General features: G+C 64.6%; 21 protein-coding genes. 8 read left to right on the forward strand and 13 right to left on the reverse strand.

Going from position 1 to position 23447, the window contains the following annotated elements:
• The first annotated feature begins 20 nt into the window (after positions 1–20).
• The 3 genes from JCQ34_RS12770 to JCQ34_RS12780 all read left to right on the forward strand — a co-directional run bounded on the left by JCQ34_RS12770 (position 21) and on the right by JCQ34_RS12780 (position 2477).
• Positions 21–908, forward strand: coding sequence for a glutamate ABC transporter substrate-binding protein (locus JCQ34_RS12770; RefSeq protein WP_286398015.1), 888 nt, complete (start codon positions 21–23; stop codon positions 906–908).
• 82 nt (positions 909–990) lie between these two features.
• The gene (locus tag JCQ34_RS12775) at positions 991–1641 is read left to right on the forward strand and encodes an amino acid ABC transporter permease (RefSeq protein ID WP_286398017.1); all 651 of its coding nucleotides are present in this window, start codon (positions 991–993) and stop codon (positions 1639–1641) included.
• Positions 1638–2477: an amino acid ABC transporter permease gene (locus tag JCQ34_RS12780; protein ID WP_286398019.1), complete on the forward strand. Its 840-nt coding sequence runs from the start codon at positions 1638–1640 to the stop codon at positions 2475–2477. The genes JCQ34_RS12775 and JCQ34_RS12780 overlap by 4 nt, the downstream gene beginning before the upstream one ends.
• A 72-nt stretch (positions 2478–2549) precedes the next feature.
• Here JCQ34_RS12780 and dapE read toward each other — a convergent pair whose 3' ends face one another.
• The gene (dapE, locus tag JCQ34_RS12785) at positions 2550–3686 is read right to left on the reverse strand and encodes a succinyl-diaminopimelate desuccinylase (protein WP_286398021.1); all 1137 of its coding nucleotides are present in this window, start codon (positions 3684–3686) and stop codon (positions 2550–2552) included.
• 51 nt (positions 3687–3737) lie between these two features.
• On the opposite strand from dapE, the gene dapD reads away from it, so the two are divergent.
• Entirely contained in the window at positions 3738–4766 is a 1029-nt protein-coding gene (dapD, locus tag JCQ34_RS12790) for a 2,3,4,5-tetrahydropyridine-2,6-dicarboxylate N-succinyltransferase (RefSeq protein ID WP_286398022.1), read from the forward strand.
• 22 nt (positions 4767–4788) lie between these two features.
• Positions 4789–5646: a hypothetical protein gene (locus JCQ34_RS12795; protein WP_417281457.1), complete on the forward strand. Its 858-nt coding sequence runs from the start codon at positions 4789–4791 to the stop codon at positions 5644–5646.
• A gap of 28 nt (positions 5647–5674) precedes the next feature.
• Here JCQ34_RS12795 and JCQ34_RS12800 read toward each other — a convergent pair whose 3' ends face one another.
• Both JCQ34_RS12800 and JCQ34_RS12805 read right to left on the reverse strand, forming a co-directional pair.
• Positions 5675–6286 (reverse strand): hypothetical protein, encoded by a 612-nt coding sequence (locus tag JCQ34_RS12800; protein WP_286398024.1) that lies wholly within the window; start codon positions 6284–6286, stop codon positions 5675–5677.
• A 114-nt stretch (positions 6287–6400) separates the two neighbouring features.
• The gene (locus JCQ34_RS12805) at positions 6401–7009 is read right to left on the reverse strand and encodes a TetR/AcrR family transcriptional regulator (RefSeq protein WP_286398026.1); all 609 of its coding nucleotides are present in this window, start codon (positions 7007–7009) and stop codon (positions 6401–6403) included.
• A gap of 99 nt (positions 7010–7108) precedes the next feature.
• On the opposite strand from JCQ34_RS12805, the gene galE reads away from it, so the two are divergent.
• Positions 7109–8122 (forward strand): UDP-glucose 4-epimerase GalE, encoded by a 1014-nt coding sequence (gene galE / locus JCQ34_RS12810; protein ID WP_286398028.1) that lies wholly within the window; start codon positions 7109–7111, stop codon positions 8120–8122.
• 132 nt (positions 8123–8254) lie between these two features.
• Here the strand turns inward: galE and JCQ34_RS12815 are convergent, their stop codons facing one another.
• The 3 genes from JCQ34_RS12815 to fdxA all read right to left on the reverse strand — a co-directional run bounded on the left by JCQ34_RS12815 (position 8255) and on the right by fdxA (position 11269).
• The gene (locus JCQ34_RS12815; RefSeq protein WP_056334606.1) at positions 8255–9541 is read right to left on the reverse strand and encodes a citrate synthase; all 1287 of its coding nucleotides are present in this window, start codon (positions 9539–9541) and stop codon (positions 8255–8257) included.
• Between the two features lie 235 nt (positions 9542–9776).
• A complete protein-coding gene (dapC, locus tag JCQ34_RS12820) occupies positions 9777–10928 on the reverse strand; it encodes a succinyldiaminopimelate transaminase (protein WP_286398030.1) in 1152 nt (383 codons plus the stop codon).
• 14 nt (positions 10929–10942) lie between these two features.
• Positions 10943–11269, reverse strand: coding sequence for a ferredoxin (gene fdxA / locus JCQ34_RS12825; protein ID WP_013601705.1), 327 nt, complete (start codon positions 11267–11269; stop codon positions 10943–10945).
• Between the two features lie 137 nt (positions 11270–11406).
• Here fdxA and JCQ34_RS12830 point away from each other — a divergent pair, with 137 nt between their 5' ends.
• Positions 11407–11646, forward strand: coding sequence for a putative acetyltransferase (locus JCQ34_RS12830; RefSeq protein ID WP_286398031.1), 240 nt, complete (start codon positions 11407–11409; stop codon positions 11644–11646).
• A 52-nt stretch (positions 11647–11698) separates the two neighbouring features.
• Here the strand turns inward: JCQ34_RS12830 and JCQ34_RS12835 are convergent, their stop codons facing one another.
• Both JCQ34_RS12835 and typA read right to left on the reverse strand, forming a co-directional pair.
• Complete coding sequence (locus tag JCQ34_RS12835; RefSeq protein WP_286398032.1) at positions 11699–12508, reverse strand: hypothetical protein; 810 nt, start codon at positions 12506–12508, stop codon at positions 11699–11701.
• 202 nt (positions 12509–12710) lie between these two features.
• On the reverse strand, positions 12711–14639 hold the full coding sequence (gene typA, locus JCQ34_RS12840) for a translational GTPase TypA (RefSeq protein ID WP_236798999.1): 1929 nt from the start codon (positions 14637–14639) through the stop codon (positions 12711–12713).
• Positions 14640–14915: 276 nt separating this feature from the next.
• On the opposite strand from typA, the gene JCQ34_RS12845 reads away from it, so the two are divergent.
• On the forward strand, positions 14916–15806 hold the full coding sequence (locus JCQ34_RS12845) for an SGNH/GDSL hydrolase family protein (RefSeq protein ID WP_286398033.1): 891 nt from the start codon (positions 14916–14918) through the stop codon (positions 15804–15806).
• A gap of 50 nt (positions 15807–15856) precedes the next feature.
• Here the strand turns inward: JCQ34_RS12845 and JCQ34_RS12850 are convergent, their stop codons facing one another.
• From JCQ34_RS12850 to JCQ34_RS12870, 5 genes are all read right to left on the reverse strand, one after another.
• Complete coding sequence (locus JCQ34_RS12850) at positions 15857–17563, reverse strand: dipeptide ABC transporter ATP-binding protein (RefSeq protein WP_286398034.1); 1707 nt, start codon at positions 17561–17563, stop codon at positions 15857–15859.
• A gap of 11 nt (positions 17564–17574) precedes the next feature.
• A complete protein-coding gene (locus JCQ34_RS12855; RefSeq protein WP_286398035.1) occupies positions 17575–18519 on the reverse strand; it encodes an ABC transporter permease in 945 nt (314 codons plus the stop codon).
• Positions 18509–19438, reverse strand: coding sequence for an ABC transporter permease (locus JCQ34_RS12860; RefSeq protein ID WP_236799003.1), 930 nt, complete (start codon positions 19436–19438; stop codon positions 18509–18511). The genes JCQ34_RS12855 and JCQ34_RS12860 overlap by 11 nt, the downstream gene beginning before the upstream one ends.
• Positions 19439–19564: 126 nt before the next feature.
• Entirely contained in the window at positions 19565–21253 is a 1689-nt protein-coding gene (locus JCQ34_RS12865) for a peptide ABC transporter substrate-binding protein (protein WP_286398036.1), read from the reverse strand.
• Positions 21254–21525: 272 nt separating this feature from the next.
• Complete coding sequence (locus JCQ34_RS12870) at positions 21526–23298, reverse strand: ABC transporter family substrate-binding protein (protein WP_286398037.1); 1773 nt, start codon at positions 23296–23298, stop codon at positions 21526–21528.
• Positions 23299–23447: the final 149 nt, after the last annotated feature.

Below are 23447 nucleotides of genomic sequence, written 5' to 3' on the forward strand. Positions count from 1 at the left end.
CCATCAATGAAAGGAATGTCATGAAGACATTTATGTCCCGGCGGAAGTCCTTCGTCGTGGCGGCTACCGCTGCCCTCGCCCTGTCCCTCAGCGCCTGCGGCGGCGGCGACTCCGGCGGGTCCAGCAACCCGAGCCCGGTCGAGAAGCCGTCCTTCGCTGCCGGAACCACCATGGAGAAGCTGGCCTCCGCCGGCACCATCAAGATCGGCACCAAGTTCGACCAGCCGCTGTTCGGCCAGGTGGGCCTGGACGGCAAGCCCGTCGGTTTCGACGTTGAAATGGGCAAGCTGATCGCCGCCAAGCTGGGCATCCCCGCCGACAAGATCGAATGGTCGGAGACCGTCTCGGCCAACCGCGAACCCTTCATTGAGCAGGGCAAGGTGGACCTGGTCATCGCCACCTACACCATCAGCGACAAGCGCAAGCAGGTTGTCGACTTCGCGGGCCCGTACTACGAAGCCGGCCAGGCCCTCATGGTGAACAAGGACAACGACACCATCAAGAAGCCCGAGGACGTCAAGGGCAAGAAGGTCTGCTCCGTGACGGGCTCCACCCCTGCTGCCACGATCGTGGACAAGTACGGCGCGGAACTGGTCCCGGCCGCCACCTACTCCGCCTGCCTCGAGCCGCTGCGCAACAAGCAGGTTGAAGCCGTGACCACGGACAACGTGATCCTCGCCGGCTTCGTCGACAAGGAACCGGACGCCTTCAAGCTGGCCTCCGACGAAACCTTCACCAAGGAGCCTTACGGCATCGGCCTGAAGAAGGGCGACACCGAGTTCCGCAACTGGATCAACGACCAGCTGGAGTCCTTCGAAAAGGACGGCTCTTACAAGAAGGCCTGGGAAGCCACCGCAGGTTCGGTCATCAAGACCGCACCGAGCCTCCCGGCCATCAACCGCTACTAAACAGCGTCCACGCTGCCGGGGCTGCACAACGGCCCCGGCAGCACAGCTTTTAATCCGTCCACGCTTACAGCCGAAGGATCCTATGGACGTCATCATTGAAAACCTGCCCCTGTACTGGAGCGGTTTTCTTCGCACACTTTTCCTCTCCGCCGTCTCCGGCGTCTTCGCGTTGATCCTCGGCACCCTGCTGGCGGCGGCGCGCGTTTCACCCGTAGCGGCGCTGCGCGGTTTCAGCACTGTCTACGTGGAGATCCTCCGCAACACCCCGCTGACCATCGCCTTCTTCTTCGCAGCCGTTGTGCTCCCCCGGCTTGGGGTCAAGTTTGAGCAGTTCGAAATTGCCGCGATCATCGCCCTCAGCACCTACACCGCAGCGTTCATCGCCGAAGCTGTCCGCTCAGGTGTCAACAGCGTGCCCGTCGGCCAGGCCGAAGCCGCACGCAGTATCGGCATGAAGTTCGGCCAAGTACTCACGCTCATCATCCTCCCCCAGGCCCTGCGGACGGTGATCCCGCCGCTTATCAACATCCTGATCGCCCTGGTCAAGAACTCCTCTGTGGCCGGCGCGTTCTTCGTCCTGGAACTGTTCGGCTACGGCCGGCAGCTGGCCAATGCCAACGGTGACGCCGTCATCACCGTCCTGTTGGGCACCGCGTTCTTCTATCTGCTCCTCACCGTTCCGCTGGGAATCCTCGCCAACACGGTTGAACGAAAGGTGGCGATTGCCCGATGAGCTCCGTCCTGTACGACGTTCCCGGCCCCAAAGCACGCCGGATCTCCCTCATTGCCTCGATCATCGGCGGCCTGCTGATTCTCGGCCTGCTGGCCTGGATCATCATGACCCTGGGGCAGCAGGGCATCTTCGAGAGCCGCCGCTGGCAAATCTTCACCCGGGCCGACGTATGGCGGCTGCTCGGCAACGGCCTCGGGGCAACGCTTTCCGCGGCAGCCATTGCTGCGGTGATTGCCTTCCCGCTGGGCCTGCTGCTCTGCCTGCTGCGCATCTCGGACGCAGCTGCCATCCGCGTCCCCATGCGGATCATCCTGGAGTTCCTGCGCGGCATGCCCGTGGTCCTGATGATGCTCTTCATCCTGCTGGGGTTCCGCACCTCTGCCTTCGTCGCCGTCATCGCCGGCCTGGTGCTTTACAACGCCGCCGTCTTCGCGGAAATCATCCGCGCCGGCATCCAGTCCCTGCCCAAGGGACAGCGCGAAGCGGCGCTGGCCATCGGCCTGACCAGCTACAAGTCCCGAATGCTGATCGAGCTGCCGCAGGCCATCCGGCGAATGATGCCCTCGCTGGTGGCGCAGATGGTGGTGCTCCTGAAGGACACCTCACTCGGATACATCGTGGCCTACGGTGAACTGCTGCGCGCGGTGCAGGTCATGGCGGACTTCCTGGGTCCGCAGTACTTGTTCCCCGTATTCTTCGTAGCCGCCGCCATCTACATCGCCATCAACATCTCGGTGTCCCGGCTGGCTGTGTGGATCGAGCGCCGCGGCTCCAAGAAGGCTGCCGGCGGAACGGCCAAGGCGGAACCGGACGTCCTGGAAGCTGCGGCTCCCTAGTCTTCGCAGCTGCCCACCAAAGAGGGCCGGAACTCCCCTGGGAGTTCCGGCCCTCTGCTGTTTAACCCTTCCTCAGGCAGCGAGCCAGCTTTGGAGCGCGGCAAGGCATTTGCGAATGGCGTCGGCGTGGACGTGCTCGTTATCCTTGTGGGCCAGGAGCGCATCGCCGGGGCCGAAGTTCACCGCCGGGATGCCCAGTTCGCTGAAGCGCGCGACGTCGGTCCAGCCGTATTTGGGCTTGGGCTCGGCTCCCACGGCGGCAACGAAGGAGGCGGCGGCGGGGTGCTGCAGACCAGGCCGGGCCCCGGCTGCGGCATCGGTGCGCACCACGTCGAAGCCTTCCAGCAGTTCCCGGACGTGCGCTTCGGCCTGGTCCGGCGTCTTGTCGGGGGCGAACCGGTAGTTGATCTCCACCACGCAACGGTCCGGGATGACGTTGCCGGCGGTGCCGCCGTTGATCTTCACCGCGTTGAGGCTCTCACGGTAGTCGAGCCCGTCCACGTTGATGGTCCGGGGTTCGTAGGCTGCCAGGCGGGCCAGGATGGGCGCGGCGGCGTGGATGGCGTTGCTCCCCATCCACGCGCGGGCCGAGTGCGCGGCCTCCCCCGCCGTGCTGGCCTCGAACCGGCTCGTCCCGTTGCAGCCGCCCTCCACGGTGCCGTCGGTCGGCTCCAGCAGGATGGCGAAGTCTCCCTGCAGCAGGTCTCCGTGGTTCCGGACCAGGCGCCCCAGGCCGCTCTTCACCGCCTCCACTTCCTCGTGGTCGTAGAACACAAAGGTCACATCACGCTTGGGCTGCGCGCCGCCGTCGAACATTCCTGCGGCCAAGGCCAGCTGCACCGCCACGCCGCCCTTCATGTCCGTGGCGCCGCGGCCATACAGGATGCCCTCGCCCGCAACACGGGACTCCCAGCTGGAGGGGACGGTGCCCCTGGAACCTTCGGTGAGCGGCAGCGGGACGGTGTCCAGGTGTCCGGCCAGGATTACGCGCTCACTGCGGCCGAGTTCCGTCCGCGCGATGATCGCGTCGCCGTCACGCACCACGCTGAGCTGCGGAATCTCCAGCAGGGCGGCTTCGACGGCGTCCGCCAGCTGCGTTTCATTGCCGGACACACTGTTAATATCCATCAGGGCTGCGGTCAGCAACGCCACGTCCTGGCGGAGGTCAAGGGCGGATACGGCAGGTTCAGGGGCGGTTTCAGCAGTCACGAAGCCAGTCTAGTTCGAACCGCCTGCCCGGCCCTCGATAGACTGGGGCACATGACTGAGACCGCTTCCTCCGCCGTGCCCGCAACCCTGACCTCAACCGCTGATGACCGTTCCGCCTATGGCTTTGGCGTGGCCACCATCGCCACCGCCGGCAGCGAGGCGACAGTCCTGGACGTCTGGTTCCCGGCACCGGCACTTGGTGTTGCGGCGGAAGACCTCCGCTCGGTGGAAAACGCCGACGAAGCCCTGACCCGCATCGCGGAGAATGGCGCCGACGAGGACCGCGGCACGGAACAGAAGGTGGTCTTCGTCCAGATCAACCTGGATGAGGCCCCCGCGGACACCGCTGATGCCTACCTGCGGCTGCACCTGCTGTCACACCGCCTGGTCCAGCCCAACACCATCAACCTGGACGGCATCTTCGGCAAGCTCCCCAATGTCGTGTGGACCAACTTCGGGCCGGCGGCCGTCGAAGGCTTCGAACTGACCCGCGCAAAGCTGCGCCGCCGTGGTGCCGTCACCGTCTACGGCATCGACAAGTTCCCGCGCATGGTGGATTACGTGGTGCCCAGCGGCGTTCGGATTGCCGACGCCGACCGGGTCCGACTGGGTGCCCACCTCGCGGCCGGCACCACCGTCATGCATGAAGGCTTCGTCAACTTCAACGCCGGTACGCTGGGCACTTCCATGGTGGAAGGCCGGATCTCCGCCGGCGTTGTCACCGGTGACGGCAGCGACGTTGGCGGCGGTGCCTCGATCATGGGCACCCTCTCCGGCGGCGGCAAGGAAAAGATCACCATCGGCGAGCGGGTCCTTCTGGGTGCCAACTCGGGCGTGGGCATCAGCATCGGCGACGACTCGGTGGTGGAGGCGGGACTGTACGTCACGGCAGGCACCCGCGTCCGCGTTCCGGGACCCAAGGACGAGGTGGGCGAGGACACCACCAAGATCGTCAAGGCCGCCGAACTCTCCGGCGTCCCCAACCTGCTGTTCCGCCGCAACTCCACCACCGGCGCAGTGGAGGCCCTCCCCCGCAAGGGCCAGACCGTTGAGTTGAACGACGCCCTGCACGCCAACTAGTTCCTTCATGGCACCTCTGTCTGTGGCGCGCAGACGCGGCCTGCGCCGTCTGGCGGTGCTGCTCCTCACCCTCGCACTGGTAGCGGGAGGCATTTATACGGCGGTGTACTTTGTGCAGCGTTCCGAGACCCTCGTTTCGGAACGCTGCACAGCCAAGGCCGCCGACCGGACCGGGGAGCTGGCACCAGACCAGGCGTCCAACGCGGCCTTGATCACCGCGGCGGCGGTCCGGCGGGGCCTTCCCCCGCGTGCTGCCACCATCGCCCTGGCGACGGCCATGCAGGAGTCGAAGCTGCGCAACATCGGCCACGGCGACCAAGCCGGACCGGACTCGCGCGGACTCTTCCAGCAGCGGCCGTCCCAGGGCTGGGGCACGGAAGCGCAGATCATGGACCCTTACTACGCCGTCAATGCGTTCTATGACGCGCTGGTGAAGATTCCCGGCTACGAGACACTGGACATCACCGACGCAGCCCAGCAGGTCCAGCGGTCCGCCTACCCCAAGGCGTACGCGCAGCATGAGGAAATGGGACGGGCATTCGCGTCCGGGCTCACCGGACAAACGCCGGCAGGAGTCCAATGCACGCTGCGCTCCCCCACAGCCGGCGGGAATTCCGCGTCGGTGGCCACGGAACTGGACCAGGCCTATGGCGGCGTTGACAGCCGGGTGGACGGCGCCACCTTGGTGGTGGACTCCCAAGGGGCGCTGGCTTGGTCGGTTGCCCAATGGGCAGTCGCCAACGCCAAGGACCTTTCCGTCGTGCGGGTGGAAGTGGAGGGGCACACGTGGCAGCGCGCGAGTGGCGACGGCTGGCAGGTGACAGGTTCCCCTGACGGCCAGGTGCGCATCACCGTGCGGACGGCCGACGGCGGCAGCTGAGGGCCGCCGTCGGCCTCCTGTGCGGGGGCTAGACCAGGATTTCCAGCACCGGCTGGACGTAGCTGCGGAACAGCTCGGGCTGGCTCATCAGCTCCTGGCTCATGATGATCTTGTCAGGTTCCAGGTACCAGGCCCGCTGTTCATCCAAGGGCAGCTCGATGATGGTCAGCTTGAAATCCCGCGAGTCCCGGCCCACTTCCATCAGCCTGTCGTCCACCATGTCCTGGAGCAGCTGGTCCGTTCCGGTGGCCACGCGTTCGGCTTCAAGCTCTGCATATTCGCTCCTGCGCTCCCTTGCCCAGGTGAGCGCGGCGCCGAAATGTGCCTGCAGTACCCGCTGCAGGGCGGGGGAGTTGCCGAAGGCTTCGAAGCTGGGCGGAGAGAGTTCCGGGGACGACTGCGGATAGGCCTTGAGCAGCTGTTCCCACCAGGCCTCCCATTCAGTCTTCAATGCGCTGAGGCCGCCCACATCCGAGGTCAGGTGCTTGTGGTCTGCCGGGCGGATTTTGGGCGTTCCGTGGGACAACATGGGGCGGCCCACGCCATTCAGGCCGGCCGCGTCCCGCACGTACAGCGCAATCATCATCGGCCCGGACGTGTCCGTAGTGATCTGCCACCCTGAACCGCTTGCGTGCTGCATCCGAAGTCCTTCCCTGGCCTGCTCCTGCGGGGCGCCATGACCGGTCCGGCGCATCCGGCTATCAGTCTATTCCCGCAGCCAATTCACGGTAGTGCCGGCGGGCGGTCCGGCCGTTCACCGTGCCAGCCCGTCCAGGTGCCGCTCCAGGACGTCCCGGCACATCTGCGCGGTCATCCAGCCCGGCTGCAGCAGGGCATGCATGAGCAGCCCGTCCAGGGTGGCCAGCAGCCGTTCGGCCTCGACCACCAAATTCTCCTGCGGCTCATCGTTCGGGAGCAGGGAAGCCACCACACCACCCACGATGGCGGCGACTTCACGATGGCTGCGGTCGGCCTCGCCCGCAAGGAAGGGCCTGATCCGGGCGGCGTTCTTGAAGGCCAGCCAGGCACAGGCATCCATGGCTGTGCGTTCATCCAGGGGAAGCATGCCGCCCAGGAGGGTTAAAACAGCTGCACGCTGCTCGGGGCTGCCCGCTGCCGCCCCCTGGACGGGCGGCAGCAGTCCCTCCAGCCGGGAAACCACCCGGTCCACCACCGTGCCGAAGGAGAAGGCCAGGAGCTCCTCGCTCCCCTGGAAGTAGTGTCGCACAGAACCAACGGCCAGCCCGGCTTCGTCCGCCACTTCCCGCAGGGAGGCCCGCTCCAGCCCGTCCACGGCGATAATGCGGAGAACCGCCTGGACAACATCCTGCCGCCTGGCATCGGCGTCAACTATTTTGGGCACCATCCTTATTAGCACGGATGTGCTTCCATCACCGCACCCGCGCGCCCGGCATCCGGAACGCTGCCGCGGCGGGCGGTCCGCGTGGGATAGCGTTGAGGCATGAAAATCTTGGTTACGGGGGGCACCGGCTACATCGGTTCCCACACTGTTCTTTCCCTGCAGGAAGCCGGCCACGACGTGGTCGTCATCGACAACCTGGTCAACTCCAGCGAGGAATCGCTGCGGCGCGTGGCTGAGCTCAGCGGCAAGGCCGCCGAGTTCCACCACGTTGACCTGGTGGACGAGGCCGCCGTCGAAAAGGTCTTTGCCGGCAGCGCGATTGACGCCGTCATCCACTTCGCCGGACTCAAGGCCGTCGGGGAGTCAGTGCAGGAGCCGCTGAAGTACTACTACAACAACCTGGTGGGCACCCTGAACCTGATCCGCGTCATGGACAGGCATGACGTCCGGTCCATCGTCTTCAGCTCCTCAGCCACCGTCTACGGCGAACACAACCCCATCCCCTACGTGGAAAAGATGGAGATCGGCGCCAACAACCCCTACGGGCGCACCAAGGAGCAGATCGAGGACATCCTCTCCGATCTCGGCGCGGCCGACTCCCGCTGGCACATAGCACTGCTGCGCTACTTCAACCCGGTGGGCGCGCACCCCTCAGGCCGCATCGGCGAGGACCCCCAGGGCATCCCGAACAACCTGGTCCCGTTCATCGCCCAGGTGGCCGTTGGCCGCCGCGAGAAGCTCATGGTGTTCGGCGGGGACTACGACACCCCCGACGGCACCTGCCTGCGCGACTACATCCACGTGGTGGACCTCGCCGAGGGGCACGTGGCCGCGCTGAACCATATCGCGGGACGCACCGGCGTCTTCCGCTGGAACCTGGGCTCCGGCAAGGGCTCCTCCGTGCTCGAGGTGCTGCGCTCGTTCGAGAAGGCCGTGGGCAAGCCCATCCCCTACGAGATCACCGGCCGCCGTGCTGGGGACCTTCCGGCCTTCTGGGCGGACGCAACCTCCGCCCTGGCGGACCTGAGCTGGTCCACCACCAAGACCGTGGACCAGATGTGCGAGGACCACTGGCGCTGGCAAAAGAACAACCCCCAGGGCTACGCCTCCTGACCCCGCCTCCCCGTCCACTGCTGACTACTTGTCGTTTTGGAGCCCCAGAACGACAAGTAGTCAGCAGTGGATGGTTATTAAACGCGGAACGGCCGCCCACCTGTGGAAGGTGGGCGGCCGTCGTCGTAATTGCTAACGTGCTGGGTAGTCGCGCTCCGGTTCGCCGATGTACAGCTGGCGCGGGCGGCCGATCTTGGTGTTCGGATCGCTGATCATCTCCCGCCACTGGGCAATCCAGCCCGGGAGGCGGCCGATGGCGAACAGGACGGTGAACATCTTCTCCGGGAAGCCCATGGCCTTGTAGATCAGGCCGGTGTAGAAGTCCACGTTCGGGTAGAGCTTGCGCTGGATGAAGTAGTCATCGCTGAGCGCCTTCTCTTCCAGGCGCATGGCGATATCCAGCAGTTCGTCGTTGCCACCGAGCTTGCTGAGGATCTCGTGGGCCGTGGCCTTGACGATCTTGGCGCGCGGATCGTAGTTCTTGTAGACGCGGTGCCCGAAGCCCATGAGGCGGACGCCGTCTTCCTTGTTCTTGACCTTCTCCATGTAGTCCTCGGGCTTGAGGCCCTCGGCCTGGATCTGGCGGAGCATCTTCAGCACGGCCTCGTTGGCGCCGCCGTGGGCGGGTCCGAAGAGGGCGTTGATGCCGGCCGACACAGAGGCGAACAAGTTGGCGTTGGAGGAGCCCACCAGGCGCACGGTGGAGGTGGAGCAGTTCTGCTCGTGGTCCGCGTGCAGGATGAGGAGCAGGTCCAGTGCCTTGACGATCACCGGATCCAGCTCGTACTGCTCGGCAGGCAGGCCGAAGCTCAGGCGCAGGAAGTTCTCCACCAGGTTCATGGAGTTGTCCGGGTACAGCATGGGCTGGCCGATGGACTTCTTGTGCGCGTAGGCGGCGATGACCGGCAGCTTGGCCATCAGGCGGATGGTGGAAACCTCCACCTGCTCGGCGTTGAACGGGTCCAGCGAGTCCTGGTAGAAGGTGGACAGCGCGGACACGGCCGAGGACAGCACCGGCATGGGGTGCGCATCGCGGGGGAAGCCGCCGAAGAAGCCCTTGAGTTCCTCGTGCAGCAGGGTGTGCCGGCGGATCTTCTGGTCGAACTCATCCAGCTCAGTAGGCGTGGGCAGGTTGCCGTAGATCAGAAGGTAGGACACCTCCAGGAAGCTGGAGTGCTGCGCCAGCTGCTCGATGGGGTATCCGCGGTAGCGCAGGATGCCTGCATCGCCATCGATGTAGGTGATGGCGGAGGTGGTTGCTGCGGTGTTCATGAAGCCGGGGTCGAAGGTAACGGCACCGGTCTGCTTCAGCAGCTTGGAGACGTCGTAACCTTCGTTCCCTTCAACAACCTGGATGCGCGGGAGCTTCAGCTCGCCACCTGCGTGGAGCAGGGTCGCAGCATTGTTGGTCTCAGTCATGGAGTCCCCTTCATGAGGCGTCTTTGGCCTCTGTCGAAAGCTTGATCCAACATCAGGTGAGCCGTGCACGAAGCCTGAAGAGACAGGTTCCAACACCCGGGCTGCCTTCTTGTAGAAAGCCACCATTGATCAGTTAAAAAGTACCGCTCCTTGGCGGGTGTCACTAATCCGGGGTCCGCCCGTGCGGCCTAAAACACACCGGATGTGCGGCGAGTCACACGAATATTACGTACCCTTAGGAGCCTGCTTCGGCCAGCCGGGCCACTGCTGCGTCGATGCGCTCATCCGAGCCGGTCAGGGCGACCCGCACATAGCCATTGCCCGCGTCCCCGTAAAAGACCCCTGGCCCCACAACGATGCCCCGCTCAGCCAAGCGGGCAACGGTATCCCAGGTGCCCTCTCCTGCCGTGGACCAAAGGTACAGGCCGGCGTCGGATTCCTTGATCTCCAGACCGAAGTCCAGCAGCGCGGGCACCAGGCGTTCGCGCCGGCCACGGTACAGGTCCTTCTGGGCCTCGACATGCGCATCGTCGCCCAGTGCCACCCGCATGGCTTCCTGGATGGGGTAGGGCACGATCATGCCCGCATGCTTGCGGCTGTTGACCAGGTTGGGCATCAGGTCCGGATCACCGGCGACGAAAGCTGCCCTGTAGCCGGCCAGGTTGGACTGCTTGCTGAGCGAGTAGACGGCGAGCAGTCCCTGGTGCGAGCCACCGGCCACGCGGGGATCGAGGATGCTGGGGACGCGCTGGCCGCCGCGCTGGACGTCCCAGTCGCCCCAACCGAGCTCCGCGTAGCATTCGTCCGACGCCACCACGGCGCCCAGTTCACGGGCCTGGACCACCAGAGCCTTCAGGGAGTCAGCGTCCCTGACGCTGCCTGTGGGGTTGCCCGGCGAGTTGACCCAGATGAGGCGGACCCGCGCCCGGGTGGCCTCGTCCAGCTCGTCCAGGTTGTCCGTTGCCACCGAGGTGACGCCCGCGAGGGTCGCGCCGATATCGTACGTGGGGTAGGCCACCTTGGGACGTACGACGACGTCTCCGGGCTTGAGTCCCAGCAGCAGCGGCAGCCACGCAACGAGTTCCTTGGAACCCACCGTGGGCATGATGTTCTTGGGGTCCATGCCCGCCACACCGCGCCGCCGTTCAAACCAGCCCGCGATGGCTTCCCGCAGCGCCGGTGTGCCGTGGACCGTGGGATAGCCGGGGGCGTTCGCGGCGGCCTTCAGGGCGTCCTGGACCAGCTGCGGCGTGGGATCCACGGGCGTGCCGATGGAGAGGTTGACGGCTCCGCCGGGATGCCCGGAGGCCTTGGCCACGTATGGTGCCATGGCCTCCCAGGGGTAATCAGGCAGATCCAGGCCAAACGAATTCACTGCTGCGGTCACGATGTCCGTCCGCGTCAGTGGTCTTGGTTCTGCGGGGGCAGGGCGGCGATCATCGGGTGGTCCTTGCCAGTGTTGCCGATCTTGGCTGCGCCGCCCGGGGAGCCGAGGTCATCGAAGAACTCAACGTTGGCTTTGTAGTAGTCGGCCCATTCCTCCGGGGTGTCGTCCTCGTAGTAGATGGCCTCAACCGGGCACACCGGTTCGCAGGCTCCACAGTCGACGCACTCATCCGGATGGATGTACAGCGAACGCTCACCTTCATAGATGCAGTCGACGGGGCATTCTTCAATACATGCCTTGTCCTTGACATCCACACACGGCTGCGCGATTACGTACGTCACGTCCCTGGCCTCTCCACGTTGGGGTTCCGGCGTCCCGCCGGCTCTTGCATCCGGCAGCACAGCCGGTATCTGACATCTGAGCCTATTATCTCTCAGCCCGTTCCCGCGAACCTAGCCGGGCACCCTAGTATGAACTGGTGAGTCAGCCAGTACCTGCGCCAGCGCGCTTCCTCGCCGCGGCCGAGCCAGGCACCCGGGTGGTGGTGCGCTACCAAATCGAGGGCGGCCTCACGGACGCGTTGGGACATCTGCTGGCCTGCGACGCCGGTTCCTGTACCGTCCGCACCCGGCAGGCCGACGTCGTGATTCCCCTTGACCGCGTGGTGGCGGCCAAGAAAGTGCCGCCCGCTCCCCCGCGTCGCGCCGCTGCACACTGACACCGCCGCCCACGGCGCAGGCACTGTCCCCGCGGCGCACCCACTCCCGCAGTCATTGCGCAGTACGGTACGTAGCCAACGCCCGCTGCACCATCTTCACGAACCCGTCCGGCTCGCGTAGCAGCATCTCAAAGGTGATCCGAAGGGTTGGGACACCCTGGATAACGGTGGCATTCCAACGCCGTCTATCCTCGCGGTAAGCCTCCCGGCTGCTGTGGTGGGCGTAACCATCCGTCTCAATACCGAGCAGGCCATCAACGAGTAGATCCAGGTGTCCCATCCCGGGGATCCTGACCTGCAGCTCGACCGTGTGCCCGGCTTCCTCCAGCAAATACCGTGCCATCGTTTCGATGACGGACCCGGATTGGGGGCGGATCCGTGCCACCAACTCCCGGAGGCCCTTTTCGCGGACGGCCGGAAATCGCTCCCGCAGGGCAGGAAGTTGGATGAGCCCGTTCTTGACCGCGGATTCCGCAATGGCCAGTCCCTCCAGGGGCGCCAGGCAGCGCAACGACTGGCACACAACGTCCAGGGGTGTCAGCGGAATCCTGCTCCGGTGCACCATGCAACCCGGGATCGGCCTGCCGTGTGCTGCGGCCAGGTGCGGTCTGTCTGGTTGGCTGACAACCCACAGGCCAGCGGCGCCGGCAGCCGAGACGCAGCCCAGGACCGCGTGGTGGCGGCCCGCGTGGATAAGCACCGGGTCCGCCTGCGGGTGGGCATAGACGCCCCTGGCAATTCGTTGGACTGAGCCTGCGGCCACCCCCGATTCCAGGTTCCGGCGCGAAACTCCCGCCATGGACAGCGAGTGGGTACTGGCAACGCCGCCCAGGGCAGCCAGGACTTCGGAAACAGTCGGCATAACTGCATGCTTGCCGTTTACGGGGCCGGACGCAGGGCCAGGAAACCGCTATGTGGACAACCGTCAGTGCGCGGTGACAGCGCGGCTCGTTGTGCACGGACAGTCCCTGCACAATGAACCGCTACATCATTGTGCCGGCGAGCCCGTTAAAGCAGAACGCCACCGGTAGATACCGGTGGCGTTCTGTGGACCTGTTGAGTTACTAGGCCTTGGCGCGGGCGCGGTTGGCCTTGGCGCGCTCGTTGGTGTCCAGGATCACCTTGCGGATGCGGATGGCCTCCGGGGTCACCTCGACGCACTCGTCCTCACGGGCGAACTCCAGTGACTCTTCGAGGGTGAGCTCCCGCGGCGGGGTCAGGTTCTCGAAGGTGTCGGAGGAAGCGGCACGCATGTTGGTGAGCTTCTTTTCCTTGGTGATGTTGACGTCCATGTCGTCGGCGCGGGAGTTCTCGCCAACGATCATGCCTTCGTACACCTCGGAGGTGGGCTTCACGAAGAAGGAGCCGCGTTCCTGCAGGTTGATCATGGCGAAGGGGGTGACCACACCGGCGCGGTCGGCGATCATGGAGCCGTTGGTGCGGTACTCGATGGGGCCGGCCCAGGGCTCGTAGCCTTCGGAGATGGAGGCTGCAATGCCGGCACCGCGGGTGTCGGTGAGGAACCGGGTCCGGAAACCGATCAGGCCACGGGCCGGAACGATGAACTCCATGCGGCACCAGCCGGTACCGTGGTTGGCCATGTTGGTCATGCGGCCCTTGCGGGCTGCCATGAGCTGCGTGACGGCGCCAAGGTATTCCTCGGGCACGTCGATAGTCATGTGCTCCATGGGCTCATGGATCTTGCCGTCGATGGTCTTGGTAACCACCTGGGGCTTGCCCACTGTGAGCTCGAAGCCCTCGCGGCGCATCTGCTCAACCAGGATGGCCAGCGCCAGCTCGCCACGGCCCTGGACTTCCCAGGCATCGGGACGCTCGGTGGGGAGCACCTTGATGGAGACGTTACCGATCAGTTCCTTGTCCAGGCGGTCCTTTACCTGGCGGGCCGTGACCTTGGCGCCCTTGACCTTGCCGGCCAGCGGGGAGGTGTTGATACCGATGGTCATGGAGATCGCGGGGTCATCAACGGTGATCAGCGGCAGCGGCTGCGGGTTCTCGACGTCGGTGAGGGTTTCGCCAATGGTGATGTCCTCGATGCCGGCGACGGCCACAATCTCGCCGGGGCCGGCTGATTCTGCGGGAACGCGCTCCAGTGCCTTGGTGGCCAGCAGTTCGGTGATTTTGACAGTCTTGAGCTCACCGTTCTGGCGGGCCCAGGCCACCTGCTGGCCCTTGCGGAGGGTGCCGTTGTAGATGCGGAGCAGGGCGAGGCGGCCCAGGAACGGGGAGGCATCCAGGTTTGTGACGTGGGCCTGCAGGACGCCCTCGGGGTTGTACGTGGGGGCCGGAATGTGCTCGACAATGGTCTTGAAGAGCGGCTCGAGGTCCTCGTTCTCCGGGGCGGTGCCGTCAGCGGGCTGTTCGAGGGACGCACGGCCAACCTTGGCTGCAGCGTAAACAACGGGAACTTCGAGGATCTTGTCCAGGTCCAGGTCGGGAACTTCGTCCGCCAGGTCGGAAGCCAGGCCGAGGAGCAGGTCCATGGACTCGTGGACGACCTCCTCGATGCGGGCATCGGGACGGTCGGTCTTGTTGACCAGCAGGATGACAGGCAGGTGGGCGGCAAGGGCCTTGCGGAGGACGAAGCGGGTCTGCGGCAGCGGACCCTCGGAGGCGTCAACGAGGAGGACGACGCCATCGACCATGGACAGGCCGCGCTCCACCTCGCCGCCGAAGTCGGCGTGGCCGGGGGTGTCGATGACGTTGATGGTGATGGTCTCGCCGTTGGAGGAAGGACCGTTGTAGGCCACCGTGGTGTTCTTGGCCAGGATGGTGATGCCCTTTTCGCGCTCAAGGTCACCGGAGTCCATCACGCGGTCTTCGAGGTGGTTGTGCTCGGCAAAGGAATTGGTCTGCTTGAGCATGGCATCGACCAAAGTGGTCTTGCCGTGGTCAACGTGGGCCACAATCGCGACGTTGCGCAGATCACTGCGCGATGCAGTGGCTACCGCGGTGTTGGTGGTGGTTTCAGACATGCGTAATGGCTCGATTCAGTGGAGTCAGCTGTTGTATCGCGACATTTCCAACTGGAACGCACGACGGACTTGGCCCTTAACACAGGGCGTCTGCTTCCAGTCTAAACGCTGCGGCAAGTGATGGCCTAAATCCGGACGCATGCGGGGCTGCCGCCAGTCCCCGGAACCACCTCTGCCTGCCAGGTCACACTCACTGGATAAATACCCGCCAATGCCCCATTATTGCTGTTGATGAGCAGCCCATCGCCCCGCAAAGAATCCCCTCGTACAGCGCGCGTGCTCACGCGCGCCGCGGTGCTGGCCCTTGCCGCGGGACTTGTCCTTGCCGCCCCCGGGCAGCAGGCAGACGTGGCACCTGATGAGGCCTCCACCACAGAGGGCTACCTGCCATCCGCACTGCTCAGGGCCAACGCCGTCGGCCAACCTAATGCAACCCAGTACGCGTCAGGCGTCGACCTCTCAACGGTGCTGACGCGCCCCGCACTGTTCCCGGGTGAGATTTACCGCAATCCGGTCTTTGGACGCAATGAGCTGGTGGTGGCTAATGCGAGAAGCACCGCCGTGCTGATCGGCGACTCCCAGTCCGTACCCGATGACAGCTGGCCGCGCAGGGCCCTGGCGGGCCTGGGCTACGGCGTCCACTTCTGCGGCTACGGCGGCACGGGCTTCACTGCTGCCAATGGGAAAGTGGGCAACTACATCGATGCCCTGGAACGCGGCGATTGGCTGCTGCCGGCCGGAGAACCAGGCCTGATCGTGATTGAAGGCGGCGGCAACGACGCTGCCCGGGGCGCGTCCGATGCGCAAATCAGTTCCAACGCCAACCGGCTCATCGACGCACTGAAAGCCAGGTACCCCGGCACGCGGATCGTGATGGTGGGAACCCTTGCGCGCGGAGCCCAGGACGGCGGCGGCCGGCGGAGCCAGGTGGACGCACTGCTGGCGGGCATCGCAGCCCGGCAGCGGGTCACGTTCGTGAGTGCCGGCGACTGGCTGACCAAATACAACCTGACCCAGCACCTTGCTGATGCGGTCCATATGGATGCGGAAGGCCGGAAGCAGCTGGGCGGGGTCCTGGAGCGCCGCTTGCGTGAACTCGGGGTTCCCCCTGCCCCGGGCGCCGGACAGGCGCTGGCATATACGGGAGCGAACGGCGAAAACGGCTGAAGCCGGGACCCGAAGGCCCCGGCTCCAGCCGTCTGGACTCAAATGTCCCGCTACGCCACCTCGGGCGGAAGCATCAGCTTAGCGCCGGGGATGGCATTGAGCAGCGCCTTGGTGTAGTCCTGCTTCGGCGACTCGAAGACCTCGTCCGTGGAACCGGTCTCCACCAGGCGGCCCTTTTCCATCACGCACACGTGGTCCGCAATCTGCCGCACCACGGCAAGGTCGTGGGTGATGAACAGGTACGTCAGGCCAAGGTTGGCCTGCAGGTCCGCCAGCAGGTTCAGCACCTGAGCCTGTACCAGCACATCGAGGGCGGAAACTGCCTCGTCACAGATGATGACCTCGGGGTCAAGCGCCAGTGCGCGCGCAATGGCAACACGCTGCCGCTGCCCGCCTGACAGCTCGTTAGGGTACCGCTGCATGGTGGACTGCGGCAGGGCCACCTGGTCCAGCAGTTCGCGGACCTTCTTCTCCCGGCTGGCCTGGTCCCCGATCTTGTGCACCCGGAGCGGTTCTTCAATGGTGCGGTAGATGTTGTACATCGGATCGAGGGAGCCGTACGGATCCTGGAAAATGGGCTGGACGCGCCTGCGGAACTTGAAGAGTTCGGCAGGTTTCAGGGCCGAGGTGTCCACACCATCGAACAGGATCCTGCCTTCCGTCGGCTTTTCCAGCTGGAGCACCATCTTTGCCACCGTGGACTTGCCGGAACCCGACTCCCCCACGATCGCTGTCGTGGTTCCCCGCCGGACGTCGAAGCTCACGCCGTCCACCGCCGCGAAGTCCGTCGCCTTGCCCAGCCCCTGGCGCAGCTTGTAGACCTTGCGCAGGTCCTGGACCTGCAGGAAGGTGTCCGACTTTGCCGCCTCGGCTGCCGGTGCCAGCAGGTCCGCGGTCTCCACGCCCTGCTCCCTGGCGGCCTGGATACGGCGGCTGGCCAGGGACGGCGCGGACTCCACGAGCCGCTTGGTGTACGGGTGCTGCGGGTTGCGGAGCAGCTCCAGCGAGGGGCCTGCTTCAACCACGCGGCCCTGGTACATGACCACCACTTTGTCTGCACGCTCGGCTGCCAGGCCCAGGTCGTGGGTGATCAGCAGCACCGAGGTGCCAAGTTCGTTGGTCATCGTCTCCAGGTGGTCCAGGATCTGCCGCTGGACGGTGACGTCGAGGGCCGATGTCGGCTCGTCCGCAATCAGCAGGCGCGGCTGGCAGGAGAGGCCAATAGCGATCAGCGCGCGCTGGCGCATGCCGCCCGAGAACTCGTGCGGGTACTGGTTGGCCCGGCGCTTGGCGTCCGGCAACCCCGCCTCGGAGAGCACCTTGGCAATATCGTCCGGCCCGCTGGGGCGGCCGTTTGCCTTCAGTGTTTCCCGGACCTGGTAGCCGATCTTCCACACGGGGTTGAGGTTGGACATGGGGTCCTGCGGAACCATGCCAATCGTGTTGCCGCGCAGCTCGATCATGCGCTGCTCGGTGGCGTGGGCGATGTCCTCGCCGTCGAGCAGGATCTGTCCGCCGGACACCCTGCCGTTGTTGGGCAGGAGGCCAATGGCCGCGAGGGCCGTGGTGGATTTGCCGGAACCCGATTCCCCCACGATGGCGACCGTTTCGCCCGGCATGATGGTCAGGTGTGCGTTCCGCACGGCCTGGACCTCACCGCCGCCGGTCTTGAAGGTGATGGCGAGGTCACGGATTTCGAGCAGCGGCCTCACGCCGGTGGTGCCGGCCTCTTCGATGCGGACGTCGGGAGTTGTCATCTCTTTATCTCTCATCGCTGACGGCTCTTCGGGTCGAGGGCGTCACGCACTGCGTCGCCCAGCATGATGAAGCTCAGCACCGTGATGGACAGCGCCGCGGCCGGGTAGAGCATGATTTCCGGCCGGGTCCTGATTGACGCCTGGGCACCTGCGATGTCATTGCCCCAGGACATGATGCTCTGCGGCAGGCCAATGCCCAGGAAGGACAGGGTGGCTTCGGCCACGATGAACACGCCGAGTTCCAGCGTTGCAAGCACGATGATCGGAGCCAGGGCGTTCGGCAGGACGTGCCGGATCAGCGCGCCGAACTTGGAGACACCCAACGAGCGCGCCGCGGTGACGAAGTCGGAATTGCGTACCTCAATTACTGCGCCGCGCGTAATGCGTGCCATTTGCGGCCACGCCAGGAGCGAGATGACGAACACCACGGTCCACACGCTCTTGTTCTCGCGGAACAGCGGCAGCTGCGTGATCACCAACGCGCCGAGGACCAGCGGCAGTGCGAAGAAGATGTCACCCAGGCGGGCAAGAACAGCGTCAATCCAACCGCCGTAGTATCCGGCAAGGGCGCCAAGGGTCACGCCGATCACCAGGACGCACAGCACCGAGAGCAGGCCCACGGACAGCGAGGCCTGGGTGCCGTGGATAACCCTGGAGTACACGTCGCAGCCCTGGAAGGTGAAGCCGAACGGGTGCCCGGCAGTGGGGGCGCCTTCCGAGTTCCCGAGTTCGCAGCCTTCGTTGGGCGGCGTGGACGTGAAAAGTCCAGGGAACAGCGCAATGACGATCAGGGCGAGGATCAGCAGTGCCGAGATGATGAACAGCGGACGACGGCGGAGCTTGCGCCAGGCGTCGGCCCACAGGCTGAGCGGGGCCTGGTCAGTCTTGACGGCGTCCGTTGCCTGCAGCGGCGTCTCTTCAATGGGGGCCACGAAGTGGCTGTTATTACTGGTCATAACGGATCCTCGGGTCAAGCCAGGCGTACAGGAGATCGACAAGCAGGTTGGCCACGACGAACACCAGCACCAACACGCTGACGATGGAGACGATGGTGGGACCTTCACTGCGGAGGACTGCCTGGTAAAGCTTGTTGCCCACGCCGGGAACGTTGAAGATGCCCTCCGTGACGATGGCACCGCCCATCAGGCCGCCAAGGTTGGCGCCCAGGTAGGTCACCACCGGGATCAGCGAGTTGCGCAGGATGTGTGCCAGGACCACCCGGGGCCGTGACAGGCCCTTGGCGGTGGCAGTCCGCACGTAGTCGGCGTTCATGTTCTCGCTGACTGAAGCGCGGGTCAGGCGCAGGACGTAGGCAAAGGAAACAAGCCCCAAAACAATTGCGGGCAGCAACAAGGTGCCCCAGTTCGCATTGGCGCCTACTGTCGGCTTGGCCCAGCCCAGCTGCACGCCGAAGACGAGCTGGAAAACGAAGCCGAGAACGAAGGTGGGAACTGCGATGACCACCAGCGAAGCCACCAGGACGGTGGAGTCGAACCAGCCACCGCGGCGCAGGCCGGCGAACACGCCGAAGGCCACGCCGAAGATGGCCTGGATGGCCAGTGCCTCGATGGCGAGCATCGCGGTTACCGGGAAGACACGCGCCAGGCTGGCCGCAATGGGCTGGCCGGTGAAGTCGTTGCCCAGGTTGAAGGTGAAGAGGTTCTTGAGGAACAGACCGTACTGGACCCAGAAGGGCTGGTCGAGGTTGTACTGGCTGCGCAGGGTGTCAATGACTGCCTGCGGGGGCTGGCGGTCGCCGAACAGCGCGGCGATGGGGTCGCCGGGGAGGGCGAACACCATGTAGTACACCAGGAGGGTAGTGCCGAGGAAAACAGGGATCACCTGCAGGAGTCGGCGCAGAATAAACCGGATCACAGGATCACCTGCCTTCCGGTAAAGGGGAAAACGCGTTCATGAATGCCTTCCTGCCGCTTGCAAGCCAATGGGGGCCCGGACGTAACCGGAACCCCCATCAGCTTGTCGGCAAGTTAGATCTTGGAACTACTTGGCCGTGATGCCGTAGTAGAGAATTTCACCGTTCCAGCCGGTCTCGGCCTTCGTGATGTTGTTGCTCCACACGATCGGACGTGCCTGGTCCCAGAGCGGCAGGCCGGGCAGGTCCTGGAACAGGATCTCCTGTGCCTGGTTGAACTTGGCGTTTGCCTCGTCCGTGCTCTTGGCTGCCAGGCCTTCCTTCAGCAGCTTGTCAAACTCGGGGTTCGAGTACTTCTCGTAGTTGGAGGAAGCGCCCGTGGCCCAGACCGGTCCCAGGAAGTTGTACAGGGACGGGTAGTCACCCTGCCAGCCGGCACGGGTCAGACCCGGCAGTTGCTGGGACTTGCGCAGGTTCAGGACTTCGGCGAACTTGGCGAAGGGCTGGATTTCAGCCTGGATACCGAGGTTGTTCTTGAAGCCGTTGGCTACGGCGTCGATCCATTCCTTGTTGCCACCGTCAGTGTTGGAAGCAATCTGGAGCGGCTTGGAATCGTCGTATGGCTGGATCTTGTTGGCCTGGGCCCACAGGTCCTTGGCCTTGGCGGGATCGAAGTTCAGGACCTCGCTGCCCTTGAGGCCTTCCTTGAAGCCGTCGATAACCGGCGGGGCGAAGGCCTTGGCCGGGGTACGGGTGCCGTTGAAGACCACCTTGGCGATTTCCTCGCGGTTGATGGCGTAGGACAGGGCCTGGCGGCGCAGCTTGCCCGCTTCACCCTGGAAGTTCGGGTTGTAACCCGGGATGTTCAGGGTGGAGTCGGTGGCCACGGCCTTGGTGGCGTTGCGGTCCGGGAAGTCGTTGACGTACGTCTTCAGGGCGTTGGACGGCAGGACGTCAGTGATGTCCAGGTTGTCCGACTGCAGATCCGTGTAGGCGGGGCCTGGATCGGTGTAGAACTTGAAGGTCACGCCGCCGTTCTTGGCTTCGCGGGTGCCCTTGTAGTCGGCGTTCTTCACCAGGGTGATGGACTGGTCGTGGACCCAGGAACCCTGCTTTTCGAACTTGTAGGGGCCGTTGCCAACGGGGTTTTCACCGTAGGTCTTGGGATCCTTCAGGGCGGCGGAAGGAAGCGGGTAGAAGGCGGAGTAGCCAAGGCGCAGGGACCAGTCGGCCTCCGGCTGGGCGAGCTTGACCGTGATGGTCGAGTCATCGGTTGCCTGCAGGCCGGACATGGTGTCGGCCTTGGGGGCCGGAGTAGTGGTGGTCTTGCCGTCAGCACCCTTTACCGAGTCAACTGCCGACACATCTTCATAACCGGCGATCGATTCGAAGAAGAATCCGTTGTTCTGCAGGTTCTTGGAGTTTGCGGCGAAGTTCCAGGAGTCAACGAAGGTCTTGGCCGTGATGGCCTCGCCGTTGGTGAACTTCTGGCCCTGCTTGACCTTGATGGTCCAGTTCTGGGCATCGGTGGAATCGATGGAGTCGGCCAGCGCATTAACTGCCTTGCCGTTCGCATCGTAGCTGCGAAGACCTTCGAACAGCAGGTTGACGACGCGGCCGCCGTACACCTCATTGGTGTTAGCCGGCAGCAACGGGTTTTGTGGCTCGTTGCTGTAGGCGGTGATGACCTTGTTCGGATCGCCAGCTGCGCTGCTGGAACCGTCAGTGCTGCCGCCGCCGCCGGCGCCGCACCCGGTCAGGGCAAGCGCGGCGATTGCCACGATGCCCAGTGCTTTGGAAGTGCGCGTAAAACGCATTCCGCCTCCTATGAGTTGTGGGAGAGATATAGGGGAATCTTTGTGTTTCCCCGCAGGCTGGACGCAGCTCACCGCTGTGACGAAACCTACATAATACGGAGTTAGCCTAACCGCACGAAGTCCAGATACTGGTACTCCGTTGCCAAACCGTGACCGGCGCAGTGAAATGCCCGGCAGGTATTCGGCAGTAAGGCACGTCACATGCTACTCGCCGGTAAGCCGTACGGCGAATCGGGCCCGGGGAGGCTGCGCAAGGGGCGAAAGCCCCTAAGTCACGCCGCAGGGTTGGTTAGGCGCCAGTCCCAAACGTTCCACCAGACACCCAGGGGTCCGGGGCTGGTCTTAATGCCGGCTACCCGGGAGTTGAAGGCAGTTGTTCCCAGGGTTTGGTAAAGCGGGAGTCCATAGGCGTCCTCCCAGATGTGCTTGTCGATTTCGGCCAGGAGTTCATCCTGCTTGCCCAGGTCCGTGGTCACGGCCAGTTGCTCCATGACTTTGTCCGCGTCGCCGTCGGAATATCCCGTGAAGTTGCTGCCTGCGCCGGTGCGGAAAATCTGCGGCACCCGGCTTACGCCAGCCTCCGTGCCGATCCATCCCGACAGGGCGGCGTCATAGCCGCCCCGGCTGAGTGCGGCGGCCCAGTCGGCACTTCCCTGCCCGCCGTCGACCACCCGGAACCCGGCCAGCGCGGCCGAGTCGCGGATCAGGGCGAACGACTTGGCCCGGTTCGGATTGTCGCGGTTGTAAAGAATGCGGACGCTGGGCGTGGCATCCTTCAGGAGCTTCTTTGCCCCTTCAATGTCCACCTTGGCGTAATCGGAGGAACCGTTTTTCTTCACGGTGTCGTCGTACTTTGGCTGTCCCGGCAGGAACACCTGTGAATCCAACGGCTTGTTGTCCGGCAGCTGGGTTCCCACCACAGCGTCCATGATCGCCTGCCGCGGCACTGTTTTGAGGAAGGCTTCCCGGACATCCTTGCTGGCAAAGGACCCGGAAAAGCTGAGGTCCAGGTGGTCGTAGCCGGACTGTTTGTACCGTTCCACGGTGATGCCCTGGCTTGACAGGCCGGTCAGGAGACTGTCCGTGGCGGCTGAGGGCTGGGGTGAGATGATGTCGGCCTGGCCGTTGCGGAGGGCATCCACCGCTGCGGGCACCGCCCCGGTGAACCTGACATTGATCTCGTCCAGCCAGGGTTCGGCGCCCCATGTGTAGTCCCGGTTGCGGACCAGTTTCATCGAGACTTCCGGGACGATGTCCCGAACGATGTAGGGACCGCTGGACAGGTAGAGTGCCGGGTCGTCGGGCACGGATTTTGTGTTGAACCCGGTGTTCCAGAAGTCGCTGACTTTCTTGAGTGCAGGGTTGGACGCCGGCTTTTCCGGGTTGCCACGTGGCGTGTCCTTGAGCAGCGTCACCAGGTCTTCCTCATCGTTGAGTCCGCTCTTCGCGGCAACGACGTGCGCCGGGAGTCCGACGTCGAACGCAACTTCCCAGTCAGCGTACGGTGCGGCGTACTCGATGGTGATGGAACGCCCGTCGGATCCGATCTCGGGAAACAGCGTGCCGGCGAGTCCCGTGGTGTCGGAGGCAACCGAGAAGTATTTGGTCCCCTTGCCGGCCGCGGGATCGACGTCGTCGTAATAGCCCGACCCTGCGGCCCAGCTCAACAGAAGGTCGGCGGCGCCGATGGGGGCGCCGTCGGACCACTTGACGCCCTCGTTCACCGTGTACTTCACCTTGAGCGGCTGGTCGGAGACCTTCTCGAAGTGTCCGAATTTGTCGTTGCGGACAACCTTGGAACTGTCATCCAGGTAGAAGAAGCCGGAATGGGTGATAGCACCGATCTTGGAATTAATGTCGGTATTGCCGCCGGCGCTGTAGGGGTTGAACGAGGAGAAGGCGTTGACCTCAGCCACCGTTACGCTGCCGCCGCGCTTTGCCTCCCCCACCACCACTGAGGGGGTGCTGCCGCCCGAACAACCTGAGAGAACCAGGGCGGCCGACAATGCGGCGACGACCAACTGCATCAGACGCCGTACCGGCATGCCGCCTCCTTGTGTTTTTCCCTCTCCAGGAGGGGACCCGGGCCGCCCAATCGCGCCCTACCACTTCAGGATAAGCTGTCAGGCCGGCCAGTCGTTGATGTGGGGCATTGGACCCTGTGGTTCCGCCCGCCGGGCCGCTACTATGAACC

The sequence above is a fragment of the Pseudarthrobacter defluvii genome (assembly GCF_030323865.1).
Classification (GTDB): domain Bacteria; phylum Actinomycetota; class Actinomycetes; order Actinomycetales; family Micrococcaceae; genus Arthrobacter; species Arthrobacter sedimenti.